Raw genomic sequence first — 20,262 nt, 5'->3', positions numbered from 1 at the left:
TGTACCGCTATCGAACCGAGAGAACGCGCCGCCGCTCACCGGGCGGGCGTCAGAAAAGTCGAGTCGAAATGTCGTCCCGAACTACAGTTCGGCCTCGAAGTCTTCGAGGGCGTAGACCGTGTCGGAGCCGCGGCGGTCGAGCGTCTCGTTGGCGAGGAGCCAGTAGACGACCGACAGCGCGCGCCGACCCTTGTTGTTCGTCGGGACGACGAGGTCGACGTTCGACGTCTGGTTGTTGGAGTCGCACATCGCGATGACCGGGATGCCGACCGTGATGGCCTCCTTGACGGCCTGCGCGTCACCAATCGGGTCGGTGACGACGACCACGTCGGGTTCGATGTAGCCGGCGTAGTCGGGGTTCGTCAGGGTTCCCGGGATGAAGCGGCCCGTGCGGGCGCGAGCGCCGACGGCGTCGGCGAACTTCTCGGCCGGGAAGCGACCGTACTGGCGGGAGGACGTGACCAGAATCTGCTCCGGACTGTAGTTCGCGAGGAAGTCCGCGGCGGTGCGGATTCGCGAGTCCGTCTGGCTGACGTCGAGCACGTAGAGCCCGTCGTCGCGGACACGGTGGATGAACCGGACCATGTCCTTGGTCTTCTGCTGGGTACCGATGTGGACACCGGCGGCCAGGTAGTCCTCGACCGGGATGAGCAGGTCGGCGTCTTCGTCGGGCATAACGTCCTCGTCGAAGGCCGGTTCCGGCTCTGCTTCTTCGGCTTCGGCGGCTTCGTCGGCCGCCTCGGCGGTCTCTGCTGTCTCGTCTTCGGTGGCGGCCTCGGCGGGTTCCGTCTCGGCGACCGCTTCGGTCTCCGTCTCGGGTTCCTCGTCGGCGACCTCCACCGCGTCGTTTTCGTTGTCGCTCATACTGCGTCGTCCGCGATGCGGATGAGTTCGTTCAGTTTGGCGGTTCGCTCGCCCTGCACCGTGCCAGTCTTGATGAACGGCGCGTCGGTTGCGACGGCGAGGTGTGCGATGGTCGCGTCTTCCGTCTCACCGGAGCGGTGAGAGATGACGGCGTCCATTCCGTTTCGGGAGGCCAGTTCGACAGCGTCGAACGCGTCGGTCAGCGTCCCGATCTGGTTCGGCTTGATGAGGATGGAGTTCGCGGCGCCCACGTCGATGCCGTCCTGCAGACGGTCGACGTTGGTGACGAACAGGTCGTCACCGCAGATGAGCGTGCGGTCGCCCACGCGCTCTGTGAGTTCCGCGAAGCCCTCGTAGTCGTTCTCGTCGAGGGGGTCTTCGACGTAGACGAGGTCGTACTCGTCGACCATCTCGGCGACGTAGTCGATCTGCTCGTCGGTCGTCTTCGTCTCGTCACCGTAGTGGTAGACGCCATCTTCGAACATCTCCGAGGCCGCGATGTCGAGACCGAAGCGAATCTCGAAGCCGAGTTCGTCCTCGACGTCGGATACCGCTTCGCCCATGATTTCGAACGCGTCGGCGTCGGATACCGGCGGTGCCCACGCACCCTCGTCGCCCTTCGCGGCGGGCACGCCGCGCTCGTCGAGAATCTCGGACGCGCGGGCGTGGACCTTCGCGTTGGCGAAGACGGCTTCGGAGACGCTCGGCGCGCCGACCGGCGCGGCGAGGAACTCCTGAATGTTCGTCGCTTCTTTGGCGTGTTCACCGCCACCGATGACGTTCCCGAGCGGCGTCGGGAAGTTGTCGCCGCGGAACGCGCCGCCGAGGTGCTGGTACAGGGGTGCACCGAGCACGTCGGCACCGGCCTTGGCGGCCGCCATCGAGATGGCGACCGCACTGTTCGCGCCGATTTCCGAGAAGTTCTCGGAGCCGTCTGCGGCGCGGAGCGTCGCGTCGACCTCACGCTGGTTGCCCGCGTGGACCTCGTCCACGAGTCGGGGAACGGCGTGTCGCCGCGCGGCGGCGATTGCTTCGGTCGGCGGCAGTTCGATTGCCTCGTACTCGCCGGTGGAGGCCCCGCTCGGGGCCGCAGCGCGACCGAACCCACCGGATTCGGTGAGCACGTCGGCTTCGACCGTCGGGTTCCCACGGGAGTCAAGCACGCGGCGCAGAGCTACGGATGTGATTCGAGTCATGTTGTCACTTACCCTCTCGTTTGACGGTGAACGGAAGTACACCTGCGTCGTACTCCTCAGCGGCGATTAATATCGGTTCGGTCTGTTCCGAATCGACGAGAACGGGTGCACCGTAGGAGACCTGCAGCGCTCGTGCGCCGAGGATTCGTGCCTTCTCGTATCGGTTGTACCGTTGAATCATTGGTAGGGAGATACGACGTCCACGAGGTCCTTGTGCGACACCATCATCCGCCGGCAGCAGGCACGCGTGACTCCGAGGTCGTCGAGGACGTCAGCGGGGTCCTCGTCTCCCTCGCGAGCACGGGCTTTGAACTCGTCCCAGTGTTCGCCGATCACTGTGCCGCAGGTGAAACACCGGACGGGAATCATCATGGTTAGATCACCTCAGCGGTAGGACTTCTGGTAACGAGCGCGCGCGCCCGGTCCGCCCCACTTCTTGGGTTCGGACTGGCGGACGTCGTTGACCAGAAGCGAGCGGTCGAACTCCATGTACGCGTCGCGAAGCTCCGCGTCGTTCAGGTACTGCACCAGGCCACGAGCGAGCGCGGTGCGGACTGCGTCGGCCTGACCGGCCACGCCGCCGCCGTTGACGCGCACGTCGATGTCGACCTGCGAGCGGAGGTCCTCGCCTGCGATGCGGAACGGTTCCAGCATCTTGAGGCGGGCCATCTCCGGCTCGACCAGCTCGACCGGCTGGGAGTTGATTCGGACTCGACCTTCGCCCTCGCGCACGGTGGCGCGGGCGATTGCGGTCTTCTTCTTACCGGACGTGTTCGTTACCATGTGACGTTAGCACCCAGCTTCTCGGAGACCTCTCCGAGCGAGATGAACTTGATGTTCGAAAGTCGGTCCAGCGAGGTGTCTTCGAGCATCTCGCCGTCTTCGTCGTACGGATTGCCGACGTAGACGCGGACGTTCGAGAGCGCCTCGCGGCCGCGGGGCTTCTTGTACGGAAGCATGCCGCGGATGGCACGCTTGAAGATGCGGTCGGGACGCTTCGGGTAGTACGGACCCTGGTCCGAACCGACTTCGACGCGCTTTCTGTACTTGGCCATCACGTCCTGTTCCGAGCCCGTGATGACGGCGTCTTCTGCGTTGACGACGGCGACCGTCTCCCCTGCGAGGGCGCGCTGTGCGACCTCCGAGGCGACGCGGCCGACGATGCAGTTTCGAGCGTCGACAACGACGTCTGCGTCGAATTCTGCGAGGCTCATCGGATCACCCGTACGTTGGACCCGTCGGGGTTCTGTTCAGCGAGTTGTTCTAGCGTCACGGTGTCGCCGACCTGCTCGATCTTCTTTCGAGCGGTGGACGAGAAGTCCACGGCCGCGACTGTGACGTTCTTCTGCAGCACACCGCTACCCAGCACCTTGCCGGGCACGACGACGGTCTCGTCTTCCTGAGCGTATCGTTCGATACGACCAAGGTTGACTTCCGCGTGGGTGCGCCGTGGCTTTTCGAGACGGTCCGCGACATCCTGCCAGACGTTGGCACCGGACTCACGCGAGACCGCCTTCAGCTCGGCGATGAGACTGTTGAGTCTCGGGTTCGTCTTACTCATTGTCTACCTCCAGAGAGAAAGCGGAGTGCAGGGAGCAGGATTTGAACCTGCGGACTCCTATGAGACAGCGCCCTGAACGCTGCGCCGTTGGCCAGACTTGGCTATCCCTGCAAGCATTCCGCTGTACTTCATGCCCCGTAAAAACACCTTCGGTCCGACCCGCCGCCGTGAGTGAGTCACACGCCACGCTATCGGTGGTCGTGACCCCTCGCGGGGCGGGCGAACGTCGGTGTTGAGACGGGGCAGTATTCATCTTACAGTGCGACCTTCTCTTCGAGCTCGGCCGCGCGGTCGCCCAAGGAGGCGACAGCGCGAGTCACGAGCTCGTCGACGTCGAACGAACCGTCCGTCTCCACACTGAAGACGAACGCTCCGGGCACGTCGTGTACTTCGACCTCTTTACCGGGGTACCGCTCCGTCAGGTCGTTGCCGAACGTTTCGGTTGCGACGAGGTCGCCGTCTTCGGCGTCCCCCTCGGCGTGCTCCGCCGCGGCCTCTTCGATGACGCCGCGGAGGATGTTCGGCTCCTGTTCATCGAACTCGCCGGCGTCGCCGACGACCTCCACGCGCTGGAGGTGTCGATAGCCGACGGCGACCCCGCCTTGGTTCTTGGCGTGGTCCTTTCCGTAGCCGAGGACGGCGTCGGCCTCGAACTCGAGGCGCTGGCCCTCCTTCAGCTCGATGATGGGGATGTTCTCGTCCGCCGGGACGACCATGTCGTCCGCGGATTCGATGTCCCCGGAGTAGGCGGTTGCCGGCCCGTCGACTTCGAGCGCGACGGTGACGGTGTCACCGGGTTCGAAGTCGCCGAGAGGCGTGGTCAACGGAACCAGACCGAGACGAAGCCCGATCATCTCGTCGAACATGACCGAGGTGTTCTCCACGAACCGAACGGTGTCGATGGAGAACGTCGGCACGTCGGCGACCATCGCCCGGCGAATGCCGTTGGCTAGCGCCGGGGTCAGACCGCGCGCGACGAAACGGGCGCGTCGGTCTTCGCGTTCGATGAACTCGACCTGGAAGTCGTTTACCATGGTGTGTTAGAGTCGGCTGTTTTTCGGCGCGCGAGTTCCGTCGTGCGGAATCGGCGTCACGTCCTCGATGCGACCGATCTCGAGACCGGCGCGAGCGAGGGCGCGAATCGTTGCCTGTGCGCCGGGTCCGGGGCTCTTGTTACGGTTGCCACCGGGACCGCGGACACGGACGTGCAGACCGGCGATACCGGCCGCCTTGATCTGGTCGGCGACGCTCTCTGCCATCTGCATGGCCGCGTACGGAGATGCCTCGTCACGGTTCTGCTTGACGACGGAACCGCCGGACGACTTGACGATCGTCTCGGCGCCCGTGATGTCAGTCACCGTGATGAGCGTGTTGTTGAACGATGCGTGGACGTGGGCGATTCCCCACTTGTCACCGGTTTCGGATTCGCTCATTCTTGGGCCTCCGCGCGCTCAGGGTGCAGTTCGTCCGCGAGCTTCGACGTCTCGTCGAACGCCACGGTGTCCTCTTCGTTGACCTCGACCTTTCGGGAGGGGACGGTCGTCCGAGCACCGCCGACGGTCACGTGACCGTGGACGATGAACTGACGGGCCTGCTGGGGCGTCTGTGCGAGCCCCTTGCGGTAGGCGACCGTCTGGAACCGACGTTCGAGGATGTCGGTCACGTCGAGACGCAGCGTCTGGGAGATGTCGTCCTCCGCAGAGAGGATGCCGTAGCGGCGCATGCGCGCCATGAACTCGGCACCGAGCGACTCGGCCTCTTCGACGTCACCCTGGGCCTCGCCGAGGAGGCGTCGCGCCTCGCGGCGGAGGTTGCGCAGTTCGGACTGCGCGCGCCAGAGTTCTTCCTTGTTCTTGAGACCGTACCGAGAGAGGAGGTCCGATTCCTGCGCGATACGCTCGCCCTGGAACGGGTGGTTCGGGGTCTCGTAGAACTTGGTGTTGTTACCCGTCGTCATTCTTCAGCCTGCGCCTCCTTGATCTCCTCGACGTTGACACCGATGGTGCCTTCGGTACGTCCAGTGGACTTCGTCCGCTGGCCGCGAACCTTCTGGCCGCGCTGGTGTCGAACGCCCTTGTAGGAGCTGATCATCTTCATGCGGTTGATATCATGCCGCCGCTTTTCTTCGAGGTCCGAACCCGTAATGTGGTCGGTCTCACCGGAGAAGAAGTCCTTCCGTCGGTTTGCCATCCACTCGGGGGCGTGGTCCTCAAAGTTCTCGACGACATCGACAACGGCGTCGATCTCGTCTTCGGGAAGCTTACCGAACAGCGCCGTTCGGTCCACTTCCGCGGCGTCGGCGATGATGCGCGCTGTGCGCTTGCCGATACCCTTCATGTCCGACAGACTGCGCTCTACCGTCTTCGTTCCGTCAAGGTCGGTCTGACCAATTCGGATGAAGTAACGGAGGTCCTCTTCCTCCTCCGGAGAGCCGTCCTGTGGTTCTTCTGCACTCATGACTTTGGAAGTCGTGTTGTGAGCGTTGCGGCGGGGATTCGAACCCCGGGGGCTTGACGCCACTGAGTTAGCAACCCAGCGCCTTGGGCCAGGCTTGGCTACCGCAACACTTCGGTCGTGTTAGTTTCGCCCTTCCGGACTCGGGGACGACATTCCCCTACATCGATTGCATCCGTTACGAGACGGGGGCATTACTTAAACATCACGAAAGGGGCCTCGCGTGAGAGCCCGAGTCACCGTCGCTCGCCGTCGAACTGTGGGGTGTTACACAATCTCACCAAAATCATAATAACTACGATTACGTATTCCGCTCAATGAGTTCGACAGAGTCCGCTCCCGAGGCGACGAAGCCAGTCCGAATCGAGACCGCCGAAGAGCTCGACGCCCTCGTGGCCGAACACGACCGCGTCCTCCTCGACATCTACACCAAGGGCTGCACGCTGTGTCAGAGCATCGAGCCGGTGCTGGGCAACGTCGCGAAGGCGACCGACGTGGTCGTCGCGATGATAAATCCGCAGACAGACATGTCGGTCGCGGAACGGTACACGATTCGGAGCGTCCCGACGCTCCTCCTGTTCGAGGACGGCGAACTCGTCGACCGCCTCGCCGACGGGTTTCAGGGCGCGCAGGCGGTCGTCGACTTCGTCGAGAACGACGAGCGATAAGGAGTCCGTTCGGCACGGTGGCGATGCGGGTTACCCGTCGTAATCCGCGTCATTACCGTCGGCGTCGCGTGCGGCGGCCTCGCCCGGATGGCTCCCTTTCGGCATCACGTTGTCGAGGAGGAAGTACACCGAGTCGCGCATCGCGTACGCCGATTCGAGCCGCGTCCCGGTGACGCGCACGTCCAGGCTCCGAAAGAGGAAGGCCATCAGATTCTCGGCCATCATCTCGGCGTTCATCTCGCGGTAGTGGCCCGACTCCATCTCCCGAGCGATGAGCGTCGCGACCGTCTCGACCATGTGGGTCTCCATGCGCCGGAACTTCTTTCGGTACTGCTCGTCGTGGACGGTCTGCGTGCGGAGTTCGAAGATGGCCCGCTGGAACGGGTCAACGCTGCCGCTGTCCGCGACCGGCTCCGGAACGCCGGGAGGGACCGACTCGCAGGTCGAAAGGTCGCCCTCCGGGGGGAGGACGTACTCGACGAAGTTGCGAAGCTCGGCGTCGGGGTCGTCGGTCTCCGGGTCGATGGTCTCGACGAACAGGTCGATGATGTAGTCGAGGAACGCGAGGAGCAGCTCGTCTTTGTTCTCGTAGTGGTAGTACAGAAGCGAGGTGCTCTTTTCGAACTCCGTGCCGATGTTCTTTATCGAGAGATCAGCGTAGCCGTGTTTCGCGAGCGCCCGGAGCGTGGCGTCCATAATCGCCTGCTCGGTCTCGCTTCGGCCGGTGTCGATTCGGTCGTCGTCCATGATGTGTCTCGTTGGGATTCTCAGTCGTCAGTTGGTTCGTCGAGGCGGGTGGTACACCAGTGACAGAAGTCGAGGTCGGCGTCGACCTCGCGGCCGCATTCGGGGCACGTGACGGCGTCCGAATCGGGGTCGGAAACGGCAGCCACCGAGTCGTCGGCGTCGTCGACGGCGGAGCGCGCCGCCTGCGCCTCGGCGGCCTGCCGGAGGCCGATGACGAACGCGTCGAGGACGCTCGCAAAGCTCACCGCGAGGAGGGGCAACAGCTCCGTGAGAACCGAGGTGAACTCCGAGGGAGACATCGTCTCGGCGGCGTCCAACGCCTCGAGCGTCCCCGAAGGAACGAACAGCGCGGCCACCGCGAGAACGAGGAGCACCCACATGGCGGCCCGTCGCCAGCGACGCAGGTAGATGTGGCCGAACCCGGTGAATATCAGTCCGAGTATCGCGGCGAGCCAGGGACGGAGCTTCGTGAGTGCGGACATACGTGGACTCGATTGATTCTCGCTCATGAGGGTTCCGTTCGTGGTGTGTCGTGGGAGTCGTGGGCGGGTCGCGTGCGATTCGTCGCGGGCTGTTCGACGCGCGGTTCCTCGCGGGCTGGTTGGCGTGCGGTTCGTCCGTGTGGGCTGGTCTGCGAGCGATACGGGCGTGGGGGCCGGGGCAGGGGCAAACTGAATTTGGGAAGGCGATGCGTCAGGGGGATGTCGGTGCCGCGGTGGCGGTGTCCTGCTGGGTCAACCGCTCCCAGAGGACGATTGCCGAGGGCGTGACGAGGAGCGCGGTGAGATACGAGTAGAAGATACTCAGCGCGGTCACGACCCCGAACTGTCCGAGGACGGGCGTGATGGCGATGGCGAGGACGCCGAGGCCCGTGGTCGTGGTGAGCATACTCCCGGTGAGCGCGCCACCGGTCCCGCCGACGGTCAGCCGAAGCGCCTCGTCGAGGTCGTGACCTTCGGCGTTGTACTCGTCGGCGAACCGGTGGACCACGTGGGCCGAGTAGTCGATGCCCAGCCCGATGGCGATGGAGAGAATCGTCGCCGTCAGCGCGTTCAGCGGGATGCCGAGATAGCGCATCGTCCCAGCGAGGAGCGCGATGGAGACGACGATGGGCACGAGGTTCACCACGCCGAGCGTCCATTGACCTTCGAGGACCTGGTAGATGACCACCAAGAACAGCGCGGTCGCGGCGAGCGCGACGGTGAGGCTCTCGATGGCCGACAGCAAGATGGTGTCGGAGACGCCTTTGAACACGACGGTGCTTCCGGTCGCCGTGGCGTCCATGCGGAGGCGCTCGGCGACGAGTTTCCCGTCTGCGACGATGGCGTCCTGGGTGGCGTCGCCCTCGACGGTGTAGACGATGCGCGTCTGCCGGTAGTCTTCCGTGATGTACGACGACGCCTGGTCGGAGGCCGGCGAACTGAGGAGTTCGTCGTATATCGTCTCGAGGTTGTCGTCGGGGACGCCGTTACCGTTGGCGTCGTTCCGGTCGACGAGCGCGGCGAACTCGGGGTCCTGTTCCGCGTAGTTCCGGATGACCGTGACGATGCTCGTCGCCTCCGCGCGGCGGTCGTCCGTCACGAACGACTCCGGCGGGTCCTCGCCGTTGCGGTGAATCATCTCGAGGGACGAGTCCTGTCGTAACTGTCCCTCGACGTATATCGTCACGCTGTCACCCTGCGTGCTCTCGAAGTTGTCTTCGAGGTAGTTCAGGTCCTTCGTGACGGTGTAGACGCCGGGCTTGAACGGCTCGGGAAGCTGTTGGAGGTAGGCGGGTTGGTCCTCCGGCGGGAGGAAGTCCTCCTGGGAGAACGTCGTGTCGACGCCGGTCCCGTACGCGCCCGCGACGACCGTCGTGAGCAGGATGACCACGAGGAACGCTCGCGGGGCTTTCCGACCGATGACGACGCCGCCCGACAGGACGCGAGCGAGCATGCCACCCTCGCTCCCGAGGGGTTCGGAGGCGAACTCGGGCACGTTGTACTTCTCGCGGAGTTCGTCGGCGTAGAGCTTCGCCGCCGGAAGGAACACCCCGAAGACGAGGAACGTGAAGATGATACCGACTGCCGCGACGAGACCGAAGTCGCGGATGGGCGCGAGGTCGCTCGTGGCGTTCGCGAGGAACCCGAGGACCGTCGTGCCGGTGACGATGAAGAACGCGACCGAGAGCTGTTTGATAGTGGTCCGCATCGAGGGGACCGGCGCGAGGTCTTTGACGCGCTCTTCGCGGTAGCGGTTCACCGCGTGGAGCCCGAAGTCGATACCGACCGCGAGCAACAGCGGCGGCACCGCGATGAGCATCTGGCTGAACGCGATGTTCGCGAGGCCCATGAACCCGAACGTCCACACGACGGCGATGACGAGCGAGACGACGCCGAGTAGCAGGTCGATGGGGTCGCGGTAGGCGACGACGAGGAACCCGAAGATGAGGAGCACCGCCGCCGGAACCACGAGCAGGAGCGAGTCGGCGATGACGTTGCCTAACTCGCCGGAGATGATGCCGCTCCCGAACACGCGGATATCGCTGTTCGAGACGGCGGTCATCGTCTGAATTTCCTCTTGGATGCCCGTCATCGGGCTGGTTCCGGAGGTACCGGCGCTCGACGAGAGGCCGGGGACCTCGTGGCTGACGACGCCGATGGTCGCGGAGGCCTCGACGGACTGGCGGTTGAAGTCGTCGCTCAGGAGCGACGAGACCTGCGGGCTCGCGGTCGCCTGCTTGGCCGCGGCGCGGACCTCGCTCGGCGAGGCCGATTCGAGCGCGCCTATCTGTTCGTCGATGGTCGTCGCCGACGGGTCGAGCGTCTGGGCGACCGTGGACGCGACGCTCGACGCGGAGGTCGCCCGGAGGTCGGGCCGGCTCAAGACGCGTTCTTGGAGCCGCAACATGTCGAGCATCGCCGGTTTGGAGAGGACGTTGTCGTCCCGTTGGATGAGTTGGGTGCTCCCCGAACTCGTCTCGAACGCGGGTGAGAACTCCCGGTTGACGTCGTCGAGCGCTTCCTGTGCGGGCGAGTCCTCGGTGAACTGCGAGGTGCCGGAGTCGGTCGAGATGTTTCCGAGTCCGGCTCCGAAGACGAGCGTCAGCACGAAGAACAGCGCCACGACTCTCCCGGGGTTCTCGACGATGAACCCGCCGAGGCGGTCGACGTACACTTCGTAGTCTATCATTGTGGGGGGAAAGTGGGGCGGTTAGCGGCGGTACCAGAGGAAGCCGACGACGCCGAGTCCGACGACGATGAGACCGCCGACGAGGGGCATCGAGAGGCCGCCGCCGCCACTCGCTTCGGTGACGTCGATGGCGACCGGATACTGGTCGGAGAGCTTGCGTTCGCCGTCCTCGTTTTCGTACTGGAAGTCGATGTCGAAGGAGTAGGCCTTCGGGTTGGCCGAGGAACCGACGCTCAGTTCGAGGGGAATCTCGGTCGACTCGCCGGGACCGAGCTCCTGGATGAACGCGGTGTCGTCGTTAAGCGTCAGCGGGCTGTCGGCGAAGGCCTTCGCGTCGATGTTGCGGTAGGTCTCGTCGCCGTTGTTGGTCACGACGAGCGTGACGGTCTGCGAGCCGCCCGCCTCGATGCTCCCGTTCTTCGCGGTCACGCCGAAGAGATTCTGCTTGGGTTTCACCTCGGCGTTCATCAAGAGGGCCTTCGACTGCTGGGTGTCGCCCTCGGAGTTGCGGTACTCGACCGTGTAGCTCAATTGCCGCTGGCCGGCGTCCGCGGAGTCGGTGACTTCCACCGAGAACGAGAAGTCCGAAGACTCGCCGACGTCGAGGGTACCGAGCGCGTACTCGGTCTCCTTGATGTTCGTGTTCGGCGACTTCGAGGAGATAGTGAGCACGGCGTCACGGGCCGTCTGCGGGCCGTCGTTCGTGAGCGTCCCGCTGACGGTGGTCTCGCGGCCGACGCGGAGCGTCGACTGCTCGGCGTCGATGGAGAACTCCTGTTCGGCCACCGGCCTCACGCCAGTGGCGATGTTCTTCGACTGCTTGGCGACGCCGTCTTCGTCTTCGTAGCTCACGCCGAGCGAGAGGGCGTACTGCTGGACGGCGGCGGAGGACGCGACGCTCGTCTCGTATTCGAGCTGGCGCGTCTCGTTGATGCCCCACGAGCCGGCGTACCGGGTCGCGGAAGCAGACTGACCGAACGTTATCGAGGGGTTCTGCGAGGTCGCGGTGACGGACGAGTCGAACGCGGGGAGCGTCCCGATGTTGCGCATCGTGACGGTGGTGGTCCCACTACCGCCGACCTGCGCGGTCGTGTTCACGGAGACGACCTCGAAGCGCGGGGCCTGCTCGACGACGACGGTCACGGGAATCTCCTCGGTCTTTTCCTCTTCGTTCTTCACGTCACCGTCGTCGCGGACGGACGAGTCGTGTTCGTACTTCGCGACGAGCGTCATCTCGTAGGTCCCCGGCGTGGCGTTCTCCTTGACTGAGACGGAGAACGAGGCGTCCCGCTGGGTCGCGTGCGGGATGTCGCCGACCGGGAGCGTCGCGGTGTTCACCTCGACCGGCGCGTCACCGGATTCGAGTGTGAGTCTGACGTTCCGCGTCGATTTGACCTGGGCTTCGAGCGCCGAGCGCTGTTGGTCGCTCAGCGTTCCCGAACTCTCCGACGAGGAGAACTTCCGGTACTCGCTGTCGCCGCCGTAGTTAGTCACGACGACGTTCAGGGAGGTCTCCTGCCCGGGAACGAGTTTGTTGCTCGGCGCGTACGCCTGAAGATTCGGTTCGCCGACGATACCGGCCATCGCTGGGCTCGGTACGGCGACCAAGACGACCAGCAAGACCACGAGTGCACGTGAGAGTTTCATGGAGTGTAGAGGGGTGGTGGGGTTCGGATGTTGAATCGCGTCCGCCGGTGGGGGTGGGGGAGAGACGAACGCGGTCGTACGTCCACGCCGAACGCCGGCTGACTGAACGTACAATCAACACGCTACCCTGAGTAGTGGGAACGTATAAATTGAATGGAACTTCTAAAAACTAGTTCAGCGTTTTACACTGTCTCTCACGCTCGGGGCGACGAGGACCGGAACTCCCGCGTGGCGGACGACTCGACTGGCGACGACCCCGTCGGCGCAGTGTTCCGTGCGCCGGAATCGTCGGATTTCGCGGCCGGACCTCTCAACGCCGACGACGACCACGTCGGCTCCCACCCGTTCGACGTGCGCCAGCAGTTCGGCCGCGGGCTCGCCGATTCGGACGGTTCCACCGGATTCGACGGCGTCTCTCGCGGCCGCGGCGACGACGTCGTTCAGTCGGGCTCGCGCCTCGGCTTCGAGCGCTCGGAGAGTCTCCCGCGACCCGACTGCGGCATCGCGGCCGTCAACGATGGTGAGCGGTTGGAGCGTCGCGCGGGTCGCCGCGGCGATGCGGCGGGCAAGCGGCGCAGCCGACCCCGACGACGACTCGCCGTCCGCGAGAAGCGCAACCGTCCGGTACTCCGGGTCGGTGGCCGCCGCCGGAACCGCGAGCGTCGGGACCGGCGGCGCGCCGAGAAGCCGCTCCGCGACCGACCCGACGAGAAACCGACCGGAACCGGTCTGTCCGCGCCGCCCGATGACGAGCAGGTCTCCCTCGCCGACGGCGCGCTCCACGACGGCCGCGGCCGGACCGTCGGCGACTTCCGAGGTCGCTCGGACGTCCGCGAGGAGCGCACGACGGACGACCGCGCTGACGGCCTCCTCCGCTTCGAAAGCAGCGCTTACGGACGGTTCGGCGGTCTCGGCGGCGGCGGCCGGCGACGTGCCGGTCGCGGAGACGACGTGGAGCGGCGCGTCGAGGACGCGGGCGAGAAACAGCGCGTGGGTCGCGGCCGTTCTCGCGGGTTCGCTTCCGTCCGTCGCAAGGACCACCCGCTCGACGGTGACAGTCATGGGCTCCGAAAAGTCGTCGGAGGAGAAAAGCTCGCGCGTCAGGACGGTCGCCGCTCAGGCCCCGATGTACTCTTCGTTGATGGTCCAGCCGTCGTCGCCGTCGCGGACGAGGTACTCGCCGTAGTACGGCACGCGGTTGGCGACGACCGCCTCGAACGTCTCGCGGATTTCCTCCCGCGTCATCTCGCCCATCGGGCGCAGGTCGTCGTTGCGGTTGAGACAGCCCTTGAGATATCCTTGGTGTGTTACGCGCACGCGATGGCAGTTGGCGCAGAACTCGGGGTTCTCGACGGGGTCGACGATTTCGACCATCCCCTCGCCGACGTAGTAGCGGCGGCGGTGGTGCATGTCGCGGACTTCGACCTCGTCGGCGAGGTCGGCCAGCCAGCGGTGGACCCGTTCGATGTCGATGTTCCACTCCGGGCGGCCCGTCAGTTCGGGCATGTACTGGATGAGTTGGAGCTGTAGCCCCTCGTTCTCGGCGACGTACTCGACCATCTCCTCGACGTGGCCCGCGGTCTTCGTGAACACGACCATGTTGAGTTTCACGGGCGTGAGGCCGGCATCGACCGCGGCTTTGACGCCCTCCATCACCTTGTCGTACGCGCCGGACTTCGTGATTTGAGCGAACGCCTCGGGGTCGAGAGCGTCCTGCGAGACGTTCACGCGGTCGAGTCCGGCCGCGACGAGGTCCTCCGCTCGGTCGCCAAGGAACGTCCCGTTGGTGGTGAGCGACGTCTCCATCGAATCCGGCGTCCGCCGGATAATCTCTTCGAGGTCCGAGCGGAGCATCGGCTCGCCCCCGGTGAACTTCACCTTCTCGACGCCGTACCCCTCGACGACTTCGAGAAAGCGAACCACGTCGTCGGCGCTCATCTCCTCGTCGGCGGGGTCCATCGGCCCGCGCGTGTCGCCCAAGCCCTCGTTGTGGCAGTAGACGCAATCGAAGTTACACCGGTCAGTCAGAGAGATTCGAACGCCGGTTACCTCGCGGCCAAAGTCGTCCACCAGCACCATATACCGAATCCTGGAAGCGTACGTTGATAAATTCGCTGTCGATGACTGGGGCGGCGTAACTGGATTGGGTTACGGCCGCCGCATCCCGAACCCGGTGGCGGTCAGGGCAGTGACGCCCCGCAGCCGCACGGGTCGACGACGCTCCGCAGTCGGCCAGAATCCGGCGCGACCCGCGGTGGGACGGGTCGTCAATTGCGTCCGTCACTGCGCGACGGGACCTTACAAAACCCTTATCGGCCGCACCGCCGGAGTGACGGACATGGACGAAGCCGACGTACGCGACCGCTTGCGTGCGGTCGAGGACCCCGAACTCGGAGACGACATCGTCTCGCTCGGACTGGTGAACGCCGTCGAGGTCGACGGCGACACCGCCCGCATCTCGCTCGCGCTCGGTGCCCCGTACTCCCCGGCGGAGACGGACATCGGCCGTCGAATCCGCGAGGTACTCGTCGAGGACGGGCTGGAGGCCGACCTCACCGCCAAGATTCCGAGCGACCGCGACCCCGACGAGGAAGTCCTCCCCGGCGTGAAGAACATCATCGCCGTCGCCTCCGGGAAGGGCGGCGTCGGGAAGTCGACGGTCGCCGTGAACCTCGCGGCCGGCCTCTCGAAGCTCGGCGCGCGCGTTGGCCTGTTCGACGCCGACATTTACGGGCCGAACGTCCCGCGGATGGTCGCCGCCGAGGAAGCGCCGCAGGCGACTCAAGACCAGACCATCGTCCCGCCGGAGAAGTACGGGATGAAGCTCATGTCGATGGCGTTCCTCGTCGGCGACGACGACCCGGTCATCTGGCGCGGCCCGATGGTCCACCAGCTTCTCACGCAGCTGGTCGAGGACGTGGAGTGGGGCAGCCTCGACTACCTCGTTCTCGACCTGCCGCCGGGCACGGGCGACACCCAACTGTCCATCCTTCAGACGCTCCCGCTCACGGGTGCGGTCATCGTCACGACCCCGCAGAACGTCGCCCTCGACGACGCCAACAAGGGACTCCGGATGTTCGGCAAGCACGACACGAACGTCCTCGGCATCGTCGAAAACATGAGCACGTTCCGGTGTCCCGACTGCGGGAACCGCCACGACATCTTCGGCGCGGGCGGCGGCCGTGAGTTCGCGGCCTCGAACGACCTGCCGTTCCTCGGGGCGCTCCCGCTCGACCCGGCCGTCCGCGAGGGCGGCGACGGCGGCAAGCCCATCGTCCTCGAAGACGGCGACGAGACCGCCGACGCGTTCCGCGTGATGACCGAGAACATCGCCGACATGGTCGGCGTCGTCCAGCGGCGGACCGTCAGCGAGCGATGAGCGACGACGGACGGCCCGACGCGGGCGGGGACGCCGATGCGGATGCGAGTTCAGACGCGGACCCCGACGAGGTCGACTGGGAGATGGCCCCGGACTCCGACGCCGACTTCCCCGCGGACCCAGAGCGCGTCGCGTTCCTCCGCGACATCGCCGACGACATCTACGGCGAGTCCTCCGAGAGCCGGCAGGTGTCGGCCATCCTCTACCGCGTCAGCGACCTCTACGACCCCGACGGCGACACCTCGCCCGAGGAGATTTACCTGAACGTCCGCCACATCATGGACATCAAGGCGCAGGGCGGCATCGACCGCTGAACCACCTCTGACCGCCGAATCACTCCGACTGTCCGACTCGCGCTCGCCCCCGCTCGGTTCACTTCCGCTTTCCTCGACGCCGCGATTCGAGCGACTGTGCCGTCTTCGCCCGCGTCTCCTCCCATTCGCCCCGTGTTCACTTTCACCACGCACTCGCCGACTCGGTTGACCCCCGCCAGCGACGGAGCGGGATGGGACGGCCCGGCTATCTGCACGGACCGGGCGGGTTTTGGTCCCGGAGCCGAATTCGAGGGTGTGGACGCACACCAACGCCAGTTCCGGAACCCCTTCTCGATGGACACCGACTGCACGAACTGCTCGGCGCTCTGCGAGACGCGCGAGCAGGTCGTCCACGGCTACGGCGACGTGGGCGCGGAGTTCCTGTTCGTCGGCGAGGCCCCGACCGCGGCCGCGGAGCGGACGGGCGTCCCCTTCACCGGCGACGAGGCCGGAGCGCGCGTCCAGCGCATCCTCGGCGACCTCGGGTTCGTCCGGTCCGAACCGGACGCCGACGAGCCGGACGTGCAGAACGTCTTTTTCACGTACCTCACGCGCTGTCGCCACCCAGAACGGGGGCCGACCGACGACGAGGTCGCGACCTGCGAGCCCTACCTGAACGCGGAGATTCGGATGATAAACCCGCACATCATCGTCCCCGTCGGGCAGGCCGCGCTGGAGGCGCTCGCGTTCGACTACACCACGCGCGCGGCCGACAGCTTCGACGTCGACGCGGAGCACGCGACGACCATTCGCGGCCGCGGCTTCGAACTCGTCCCGATGAAGGAGCCGGAGCGATTGACCGACGCCGACGCCGAGGCGTTCGTCGAACACGTCCGCGAGTCCGTGTTCGGCCGGGACTACCGACAGACGAAGGGACGACAGAGTCGCTGAAACGGGGCGGCGCGCGGAGCGTTCCGTCCCCGCGGCCCCCCGATTCGACGGGCCACAAGCGGCGGGTTCAAGGGTTCCCCGGCGCGAGGGGAGGGTATGACGGTCATCGCCGTACTCGCCGAACCGCCGCGGCCGGGACTGGTGCTTTCGGCACTCGCGGAGACGAGTCCGCTCACCGAAGCCGAAGCCGCGGAGCTCTACGCCGCGATGCTCAAAGACGCCTGTATCGCCGTCGAGCGCTCCGGCGGCGACCTCCTCGTCAACTACCGTACCGAGGACGACCTCCCGGACGAGTTCGCCGGGGACCACGACTCGGAAGCCGAGATTCGGAGCGTCGTCGCCGACGCCCTCGGCGGCACCGATGGCGTGCGGTTCGAACCGCAGGTCGGCTCGTCGTTCTCCGCCCGTGCGGGCAACACCGTCTCGCATCTCCTCAACGAGGAGGAGGTCCACTCGGCCGCTATCGTCCGCCCGGTCGCGCCGCTTCTCGGGCGCACCCACATCGACAGCGCGGCGATGAAGCTCCGGAGCACGCCCGTCGTCCTCGGCCCCTCGACGGAAGGGCGCGTCTACTTCTCGGGCTTCCTCGACCCCATCGATTTCACCGACGCCTACGCGGAGCCGGAAGTCGAAACGCTCGCCGAGCGCGCCGACGACGCGGGCCACGGCCTCGACTACGTCCCGATGCTTCCCGTCCTCGAAACGGGCGCGGACCTCGCCACGGTCGTGCCGATGCTCCGCTCGCGGGTCGAGTCGGAGCGGGTCGTCCCCGAGCACACGACGACGTTCGTCTTCGAGAAGGGGCTTCGGGTCGAATCGACGGACGGCGTGTTGGAGCTCGTCCGCGACTGAGCGAAGCGACAACACTTAGGTATCCGACTCAAAACTGTCGTGCGAAGGTGGGATGGCGGAGTGGCCTAACGCGCCTGCCTTGAAAGCAGGTTTCCTCACGGAATCCTGGGTTCAAATCCCAGTCCCACCGCATTCTGACGCGAACAACTCGGCGAGCACCGCGTCGCGTGTGCTCGCCGGCGTGAGCGTCGAGTCGGTCAACTGGGATTTGAAGCAGGGAGCGACGCGAACGGTGTGAGCGGAGCGAGTGGGGTTCAAATCCCAGTCCCACCGCATTCTCAGAGAACCGAGACGCGCAGGTTTAGCTGCGCGTCTCCGGTGAACGCGTGACTCGGAGACGGACTGGGATTTGAGCGAGACGAGTCGCAGCCCGAGCGGAGCGAGGGACCGTCTCGACGTTGTTCAAATCCCAGTCCCACCGCGTTCTCAGAGAATCGACCGACAACCCCGCAAAAACCGACCCACTGCCGCCGCCCCGCTCAGAACCGGTACGCCATCATCACTTCGTCGACGTGCTCGTCGCCGATAGTGTAGTGGTCCCTGCGAATCGCCTCGGTCTCCCAGTCGTGGTCGCCGAGGAACTCCAGCGCGCGGTCGTTCGTCATCGGAACGCTGTTGTACACTTTCCGGAAGCCGTTGGCTTCGGCCCAGTCGAGCCCGCGGCGAAGCAGGAGGCTGCCGATGCCTGAACCACGGTACTCTCCCTTGACGCCGACGGTCTGCTGGGCGGTCTCGCGGATGCGCGACACCTGCGGGAGGTCGAGGTGCGTCCAGCCGACGACCTCCTCGCCGATGGTGGCGACGAAGAACACCCGAGACTCCACCCGGTTGTGGCGCGTGACCGTCTCGTCGTAGAGGAGCTGTTCGGCGATTGCCTCGGCGACGACGTACGTCTCTTCGGACGTCACGTCGCGAATGGCGTCGACCAGACCCTCGAAGTCGCGCTGACGGGCGGGCCGGATGGTGACGATTCCCGCGTCAGTCTGGTGTTCCTCGATAGCGCCCACGTCGAGCGCCAACTGAAGGGTGCCGCCGTCTTCTTGGAGATAGCCGCGGGATTTCAGTCGCTCCAGTTCGGTTCTGAACTCGTCGGACGAGACGGGCGCGACGTCGAGAAGGACGTTCCGTTTCGCGGTGCCGTGCCGCTCGACGTACTCGTAAATCAGCTTGCTGGCCTCGGATTCGAACGTCGGCCGCTCGGTCGCTCGCATGACTCCAAGAACGATGGCGTGCCACGCGTATATTTCTTGTTCATCGGTAGCAAACGACACGAAGGGCAGAGCTCGACCGCGGCGTTCCGCATGACAGATTCCCACAAATGCGTAACGGCTTTGAATCGGCCTGCCAACACTCGGGTATGGATTGGCCACACGACCCGGACGGCGAAGAGGGGAGCGAAGGCGGACGCAAGTACGGCCAGGCGGTCATCGCGAAGAAGATCGACGAAGACGAGGATTTCCCGCTGAACAAAGCGGAGTTCGTCGAGGAGTTCGGCGACCACCCCATCCGACTCGACTACGAGCGCGTCGTCTCGCTCGCGGACATCTTCGAGCACGTCGAAGGCGAGGAGTTCGGCGACTTCGTCGAACTGCACAAGGCAGTCGGCAAGGCGATGCGCGAAAACGACTTCTGGTTCTACGAGGGCGCAGCGCAGTTCGTCACTGGCAAGAAAGCGTAATCTTCGAGGCCCCGGTTTTCGACCCGCGACGCCGCGTTAGTTGTCGGGACCGCGGGACGAGGTCCGCTCTTGGACTTTCCGTTCGATAGCGTCGCGCTCCCAAGTGCGCGTCTCGTCGCCTTCGACTTCCGCTTGGACTTTCTCTTCGAGCAGCGTGACGGCGACGCTGTTGGCCCCCTCGGGAATGATGAGGTCCGCGTGCTTCTTCGTCGGCTCGATGAACTGCTCGTGCATCGGCTTGACCGTCGAGAGGTACTGGTCGATGACGCCCTGAAGGTCGCGTCCGCGGTCGATGGCGTCGCGCTGGATGCGCCGGAGGATGCGAACGTCGGCGTCGGTCTCGACGTAGAGCCGGAGGTCGAGCATCTCGTTTACGTCCTCGTCGTAGAGCGCGAGAATCCCCTCGAGGATGATGACGTCGGTCGGTTCGACGGTGTTCCGCTCGGGCTTCCGGTTGTGTATCTCGAAGTCGTACTGCGGCATCTCGACCGCTCTCCCCTCCAGCAGCTCCGAGAGCTGTTCGTACAGGAGGTCCCACTCGAACGCCGAGGGGTGGTCGTAGTTCACCTGCTCGCGTTCGGTCATCTCGAGGTGGCTCTGGTCTTTGTAGTAGTTGTCAATCGGAATCCGCGTCACGGACTCGCCGACGTTCTCCGTGATGAGTCGGGCCACGGTAGTCTTGCCGGCACCGCTCCCCCCCGCGATACCGATGACGAACGACGGGATAGTCATTGTCCCAAAGACGCCCGCGAACGGGTTTGAACGCAGCGGTTCTCCGGCTTCGGCGTGTGAGTATATAAAGCACGATGTCTGACGTTCTCACACAGCCGATTCTCGCAC

The 20,262-nt window shown here is 65.3% G+C and carries 25 protein-coding genes and 3 tRNA genes; 7 read left to right on the top strand and 21 right to left on the bottom strand.

The window, feature by feature from the left end; genetic code table 11:
- Positions 1-81 precede the first annotated feature (81 nt).
- The 13 genes from rpsB to C5B91_RS11320 all read right to left on the bottom strand — a co-directional run bounded on the left by rpsB (position 82) and on the right by C5B91_RS11320 (position 6,186).
- On the bottom strand, positions 82-864 hold the full coding sequence (rpsB, locus tag C5B91_RS11380) for a 30S ribosomal protein S2 (RefSeq protein ID WP_004974538.1): 783 nt from the start codon (positions 862-864) through the stop codon (positions 82-84).
- Positions 861-2,060: a phosphopyruvate hydratase gene (gene eno, locus C5B91_RS11375; RefSeq protein WP_008094958.1), complete on the bottom strand. Its 1,200-nt coding sequence runs from the start codon at positions 2,058-2,060 to the stop codon at positions 861-863. The genes rpsB and eno overlap by 4 nt, the downstream gene beginning before the upstream one ends.
- Positions 2,061-2,064: 4 nt before the next feature.
- On the bottom strand, positions 2,065-2,241 hold the full coding sequence (locus C5B91_RS11370) for a DNA-directed RNA polymerase subunit K (RefSeq protein WP_008094957.1): 177 nt from the start codon (positions 2,239-2,241) through the stop codon (positions 2,065-2,067).
- On the bottom strand, positions 2,238-2,432 hold the full coding sequence (locus C5B91_RS11365; RefSeq protein WP_004061330.1) for a DNA-directed RNA polymerase subunit N: 195 nt from the start codon (positions 2,430-2,432) through the stop codon (positions 2,238-2,240). The genes C5B91_RS11370 and C5B91_RS11365 overlap by 4 nt, the downstream gene beginning before the upstream one ends.
- 12 nt (positions 2,433-2,444) lie before the next feature.
- The gene (locus tag C5B91_RS11360) at positions 2,445-2,843 is read right to left on the bottom strand and encodes a 30S ribosomal protein S9 (protein WP_004043023.1); all 399 of its coding nucleotides are present in this window, start codon (positions 2,841-2,843) and stop codon (positions 2,445-2,447) included.
- The gene (locus tag C5B91_RS11355) at positions 2,837-3,274 is read right to left on the bottom strand and encodes a 50S ribosomal protein L13 (RefSeq protein ID WP_004974520.1); all 438 of its coding nucleotides are present in this window, start codon (positions 3,272-3,274) and stop codon (positions 2,837-2,839) included. The genes C5B91_RS11360 and C5B91_RS11355 overlap by 7 nt, the downstream gene beginning before the upstream one ends.
- Positions 3,271-3,621: a 50S ribosomal protein L18e gene (locus C5B91_RS11350; protein WP_004043025.1), complete on the bottom strand. Its 351-nt coding sequence runs from the start codon at positions 3,619-3,621 to the stop codon at positions 3,271-3,273. Before C5B91_RS11350 ends, C5B91_RS11355 begins: the two co-directional genes overlap by 4 nt.
- A gap of 26 nt (positions 3,622-3,647) precedes the next feature.
- Positions 3,648-3,732, bottom strand: a tRNA-Leu gene (locus C5B91_RS11345).
- A 143-nt stretch (positions 3,733-3,875) separates the two neighbouring features.
- A complete protein-coding gene (locus C5B91_RS11340; RefSeq protein ID WP_008094951.1) occupies positions 3,876-4,655 on the bottom strand; it encodes a DNA-directed RNA polymerase subunit D in 780 nt (259 codons plus the stop codon).
- 6 nt (positions 4,656-4,661) lie between these two features.
- Positions 4,662-5,054, bottom strand: coding sequence for a 30S ribosomal protein S11 (locus tag C5B91_RS11335; RefSeq protein WP_008094950.1), 393 nt, complete (start codon positions 5,052-5,054; stop codon positions 4,662-4,664).
- A complete protein-coding gene (locus C5B91_RS11330) occupies positions 5,051-5,578 on the bottom strand; it encodes a 30S ribosomal protein S4 (protein ID WP_049967837.1) in 528 nt (175 codons plus the stop codon). The genes C5B91_RS11335 and C5B91_RS11330 overlap by 4 nt, the downstream gene beginning before the upstream one ends.
- A complete protein-coding gene (locus tag C5B91_RS11325) occupies positions 5,575-6,078 on the bottom strand; it encodes a 30S ribosomal protein S13 (RefSeq protein WP_008094948.1) in 504 nt (167 codons plus the stop codon). Before C5B91_RS11325 ends, C5B91_RS11330 begins: the two co-directional genes overlap by 4 nt.
- 23 nt (positions 6,079-6,101) lie before the next feature.
- Positions 6,102-6,186 (bottom strand) — tRNA-Ser (locus C5B91_RS11320).
- A 206-nt stretch (positions 6,187-6,392) separates the two neighbouring features.
- Between C5B91_RS11320 and C5B91_RS11315 the strand changes: the two genes are divergently transcribed.
- Complete coding sequence (locus C5B91_RS11315) at positions 6,393-6,743, top strand: co-chaperone YbbN (protein ID WP_049967838.1); 351 nt, start codon at positions 6,393-6,395, stop codon at positions 6,741-6,743.
- Between the two features lie 30 nt (positions 6,744-6,773).
- Here C5B91_RS11315 and C5B91_RS11310 read toward each other — a convergent pair whose 3' ends face one another.
- The 6 genes from C5B91_RS11310 to moaA form a co-directional block, all read right to left on the bottom strand.
- Complete coding sequence (locus C5B91_RS11310) at positions 6,774-7,490, bottom strand: TetR/AcrR family transcriptional regulator (RefSeq protein WP_049967839.1); 717 nt, start codon at positions 7,488-7,490, stop codon at positions 6,774-6,776.
- Positions 7,491-7,510: 20 nt separating this feature from the next.
- Positions 7,511-7,972 carry a zinc ribbon domain-containing protein gene (locus tag C5B91_RS11305; RefSeq protein WP_008094945.1) on the bottom strand — a complete coding sequence of 154 codons (462 nt, stop codon included), beginning with the start codon at positions 7,970-7,972 and terminating at the stop codon, positions 7,511-7,513.
- A 211-nt stretch (positions 7,973-8,183) separates the two neighbouring features.
- Positions 8,184-10,661 (bottom strand): RND family transporter, encoded by a 2,478-nt coding sequence (locus C5B91_RS11300; RefSeq protein WP_008094944.1) that lies wholly within the window; start codon positions 10,659-10,661, stop codon positions 8,184-8,186.
- Between the two features lie 21 nt (positions 10,662-10,682).
- Positions 10,683-12,308: a COG1361 S-layer family protein gene (locus C5B91_RS11295; RefSeq protein WP_049967840.1), complete on the bottom strand. Its 1,626-nt coding sequence runs from the start codon at positions 12,306-12,308 to the stop codon at positions 10,683-10,685.
- Positions 12,309-12,482: 174 nt separating this feature from the next.
- Positions 12,483-13,370, bottom strand: a complete 888-nt coding sequence (locus C5B91_RS11290) for a universal stress protein (protein WP_115819345.1) — start codon at positions 13,368-13,370, stop codon at positions 12,483-12,485.
- A 54-nt stretch (positions 13,371-13,424) separates the two neighbouring features.
- Positions 13,425-14,387, bottom strand: coding sequence for a GTP 3',8-cyclase MoaA (gene moaA, locus C5B91_RS11285; protein WP_008094938.1), 963 nt, complete (start codon positions 14,385-14,387; stop codon positions 13,425-13,427).
- Between the two features lie 259 nt (positions 14,388-14,646).
- Between moaA and C5B91_RS11280 the strand changes: the two genes are divergently transcribed.
- The 5 genes from C5B91_RS11280 to C5B91_RS11260 all read left to right on the top strand — a co-directional run bounded on the left by C5B91_RS11280 (position 14,647) and on the right by C5B91_RS11260 (position 17,874).
- On the top strand, positions 14,647-15,687 hold the full coding sequence (locus tag C5B91_RS11280) for an Mrp/NBP35 family ATP-binding protein (protein ID WP_115819344.1): 1,041 nt from the start codon (positions 14,647-14,649) through the stop codon (positions 15,685-15,687).
- A complete protein-coding gene (locus C5B91_RS11275; RefSeq protein WP_008094935.1) occupies positions 15,684-16,001 on the top strand; it encodes a hypothetical protein in 318 nt (105 codons plus the stop codon). The genes C5B91_RS11280 and C5B91_RS11275 overlap by 4 nt, the downstream gene beginning before the upstream one ends.
- A 255-nt stretch (positions 16,002-16,256) precedes the next feature.
- On the top strand, positions 16,257-16,892 hold the full coding sequence (locus C5B91_RS11270; RefSeq protein WP_008094933.1) for a uracil-DNA glycosylase family protein: 636 nt from the start codon (positions 16,257-16,259) through the stop codon (positions 16,890-16,892).
- Between the two features lie 96 nt (positions 16,893-16,988).
- Complete coding sequence (locus C5B91_RS11265) at positions 16,989-17,744, top strand: hypothetical protein (protein ID WP_008094931.1); 756 nt, start codon at positions 16,989-16,991, stop codon at positions 17,742-17,744.
- Positions 17,745-17,790: 46 nt separating this feature from the next.
- A tRNA-Ser gene (locus C5B91_RS11260) sits at positions 17,791-17,874 on the top strand.
- A 349-nt stretch (positions 17,875-18,223) separates the two neighbouring features.
- Here C5B91_RS11260 and C5B91_RS11255 read toward each other — a convergent pair.
- A complete protein-coding gene (locus C5B91_RS11255) occupies positions 18,224-18,955 on the bottom strand; it encodes a GNAT family N-acetyltransferase (RefSeq protein ID WP_008094930.1) in 732 nt (243 codons plus the stop codon).
- 146 nt (positions 18,956-19,101) lie between these two features.
- On the opposite strand from C5B91_RS11255, the gene C5B91_RS11250 reads away from it, so the two are divergent.
- A complete protein-coding gene (locus C5B91_RS11250; protein ID WP_008094928.1) occupies positions 19,102-19,422 on the top strand; it encodes a DUF5785 family protein in 321 nt (106 codons plus the stop codon).
- A 36-nt stretch (positions 19,423-19,458) separates the two neighbouring features.
- On the opposite strand, the gene udk is transcribed toward C5B91_RS11250, so the two are convergent.
- Positions 19,459-20,154: a uridine kinase gene (gene udk / locus C5B91_RS11245; protein ID WP_008094926.1), complete on the bottom strand. Its 696-nt coding sequence runs from the start codon at positions 20,152-20,154 to the stop codon at positions 19,459-19,461.
- Positions 20,155-20,262 lie beyond the last annotated feature (108 nt).

Origin of the sequence: Haloferax sp. Atlit-10N, assembly GCF_003586325.1 — an archaeon.
Lineage (GTDB): Archaea > Halobacteriota > Halobacteria > Halobacteriales > Haloferacaceae > Haloferax > Haloferax prahovense.
This window is presented reverse-complemented; position numbering and strand designations above follow the sequence as displayed.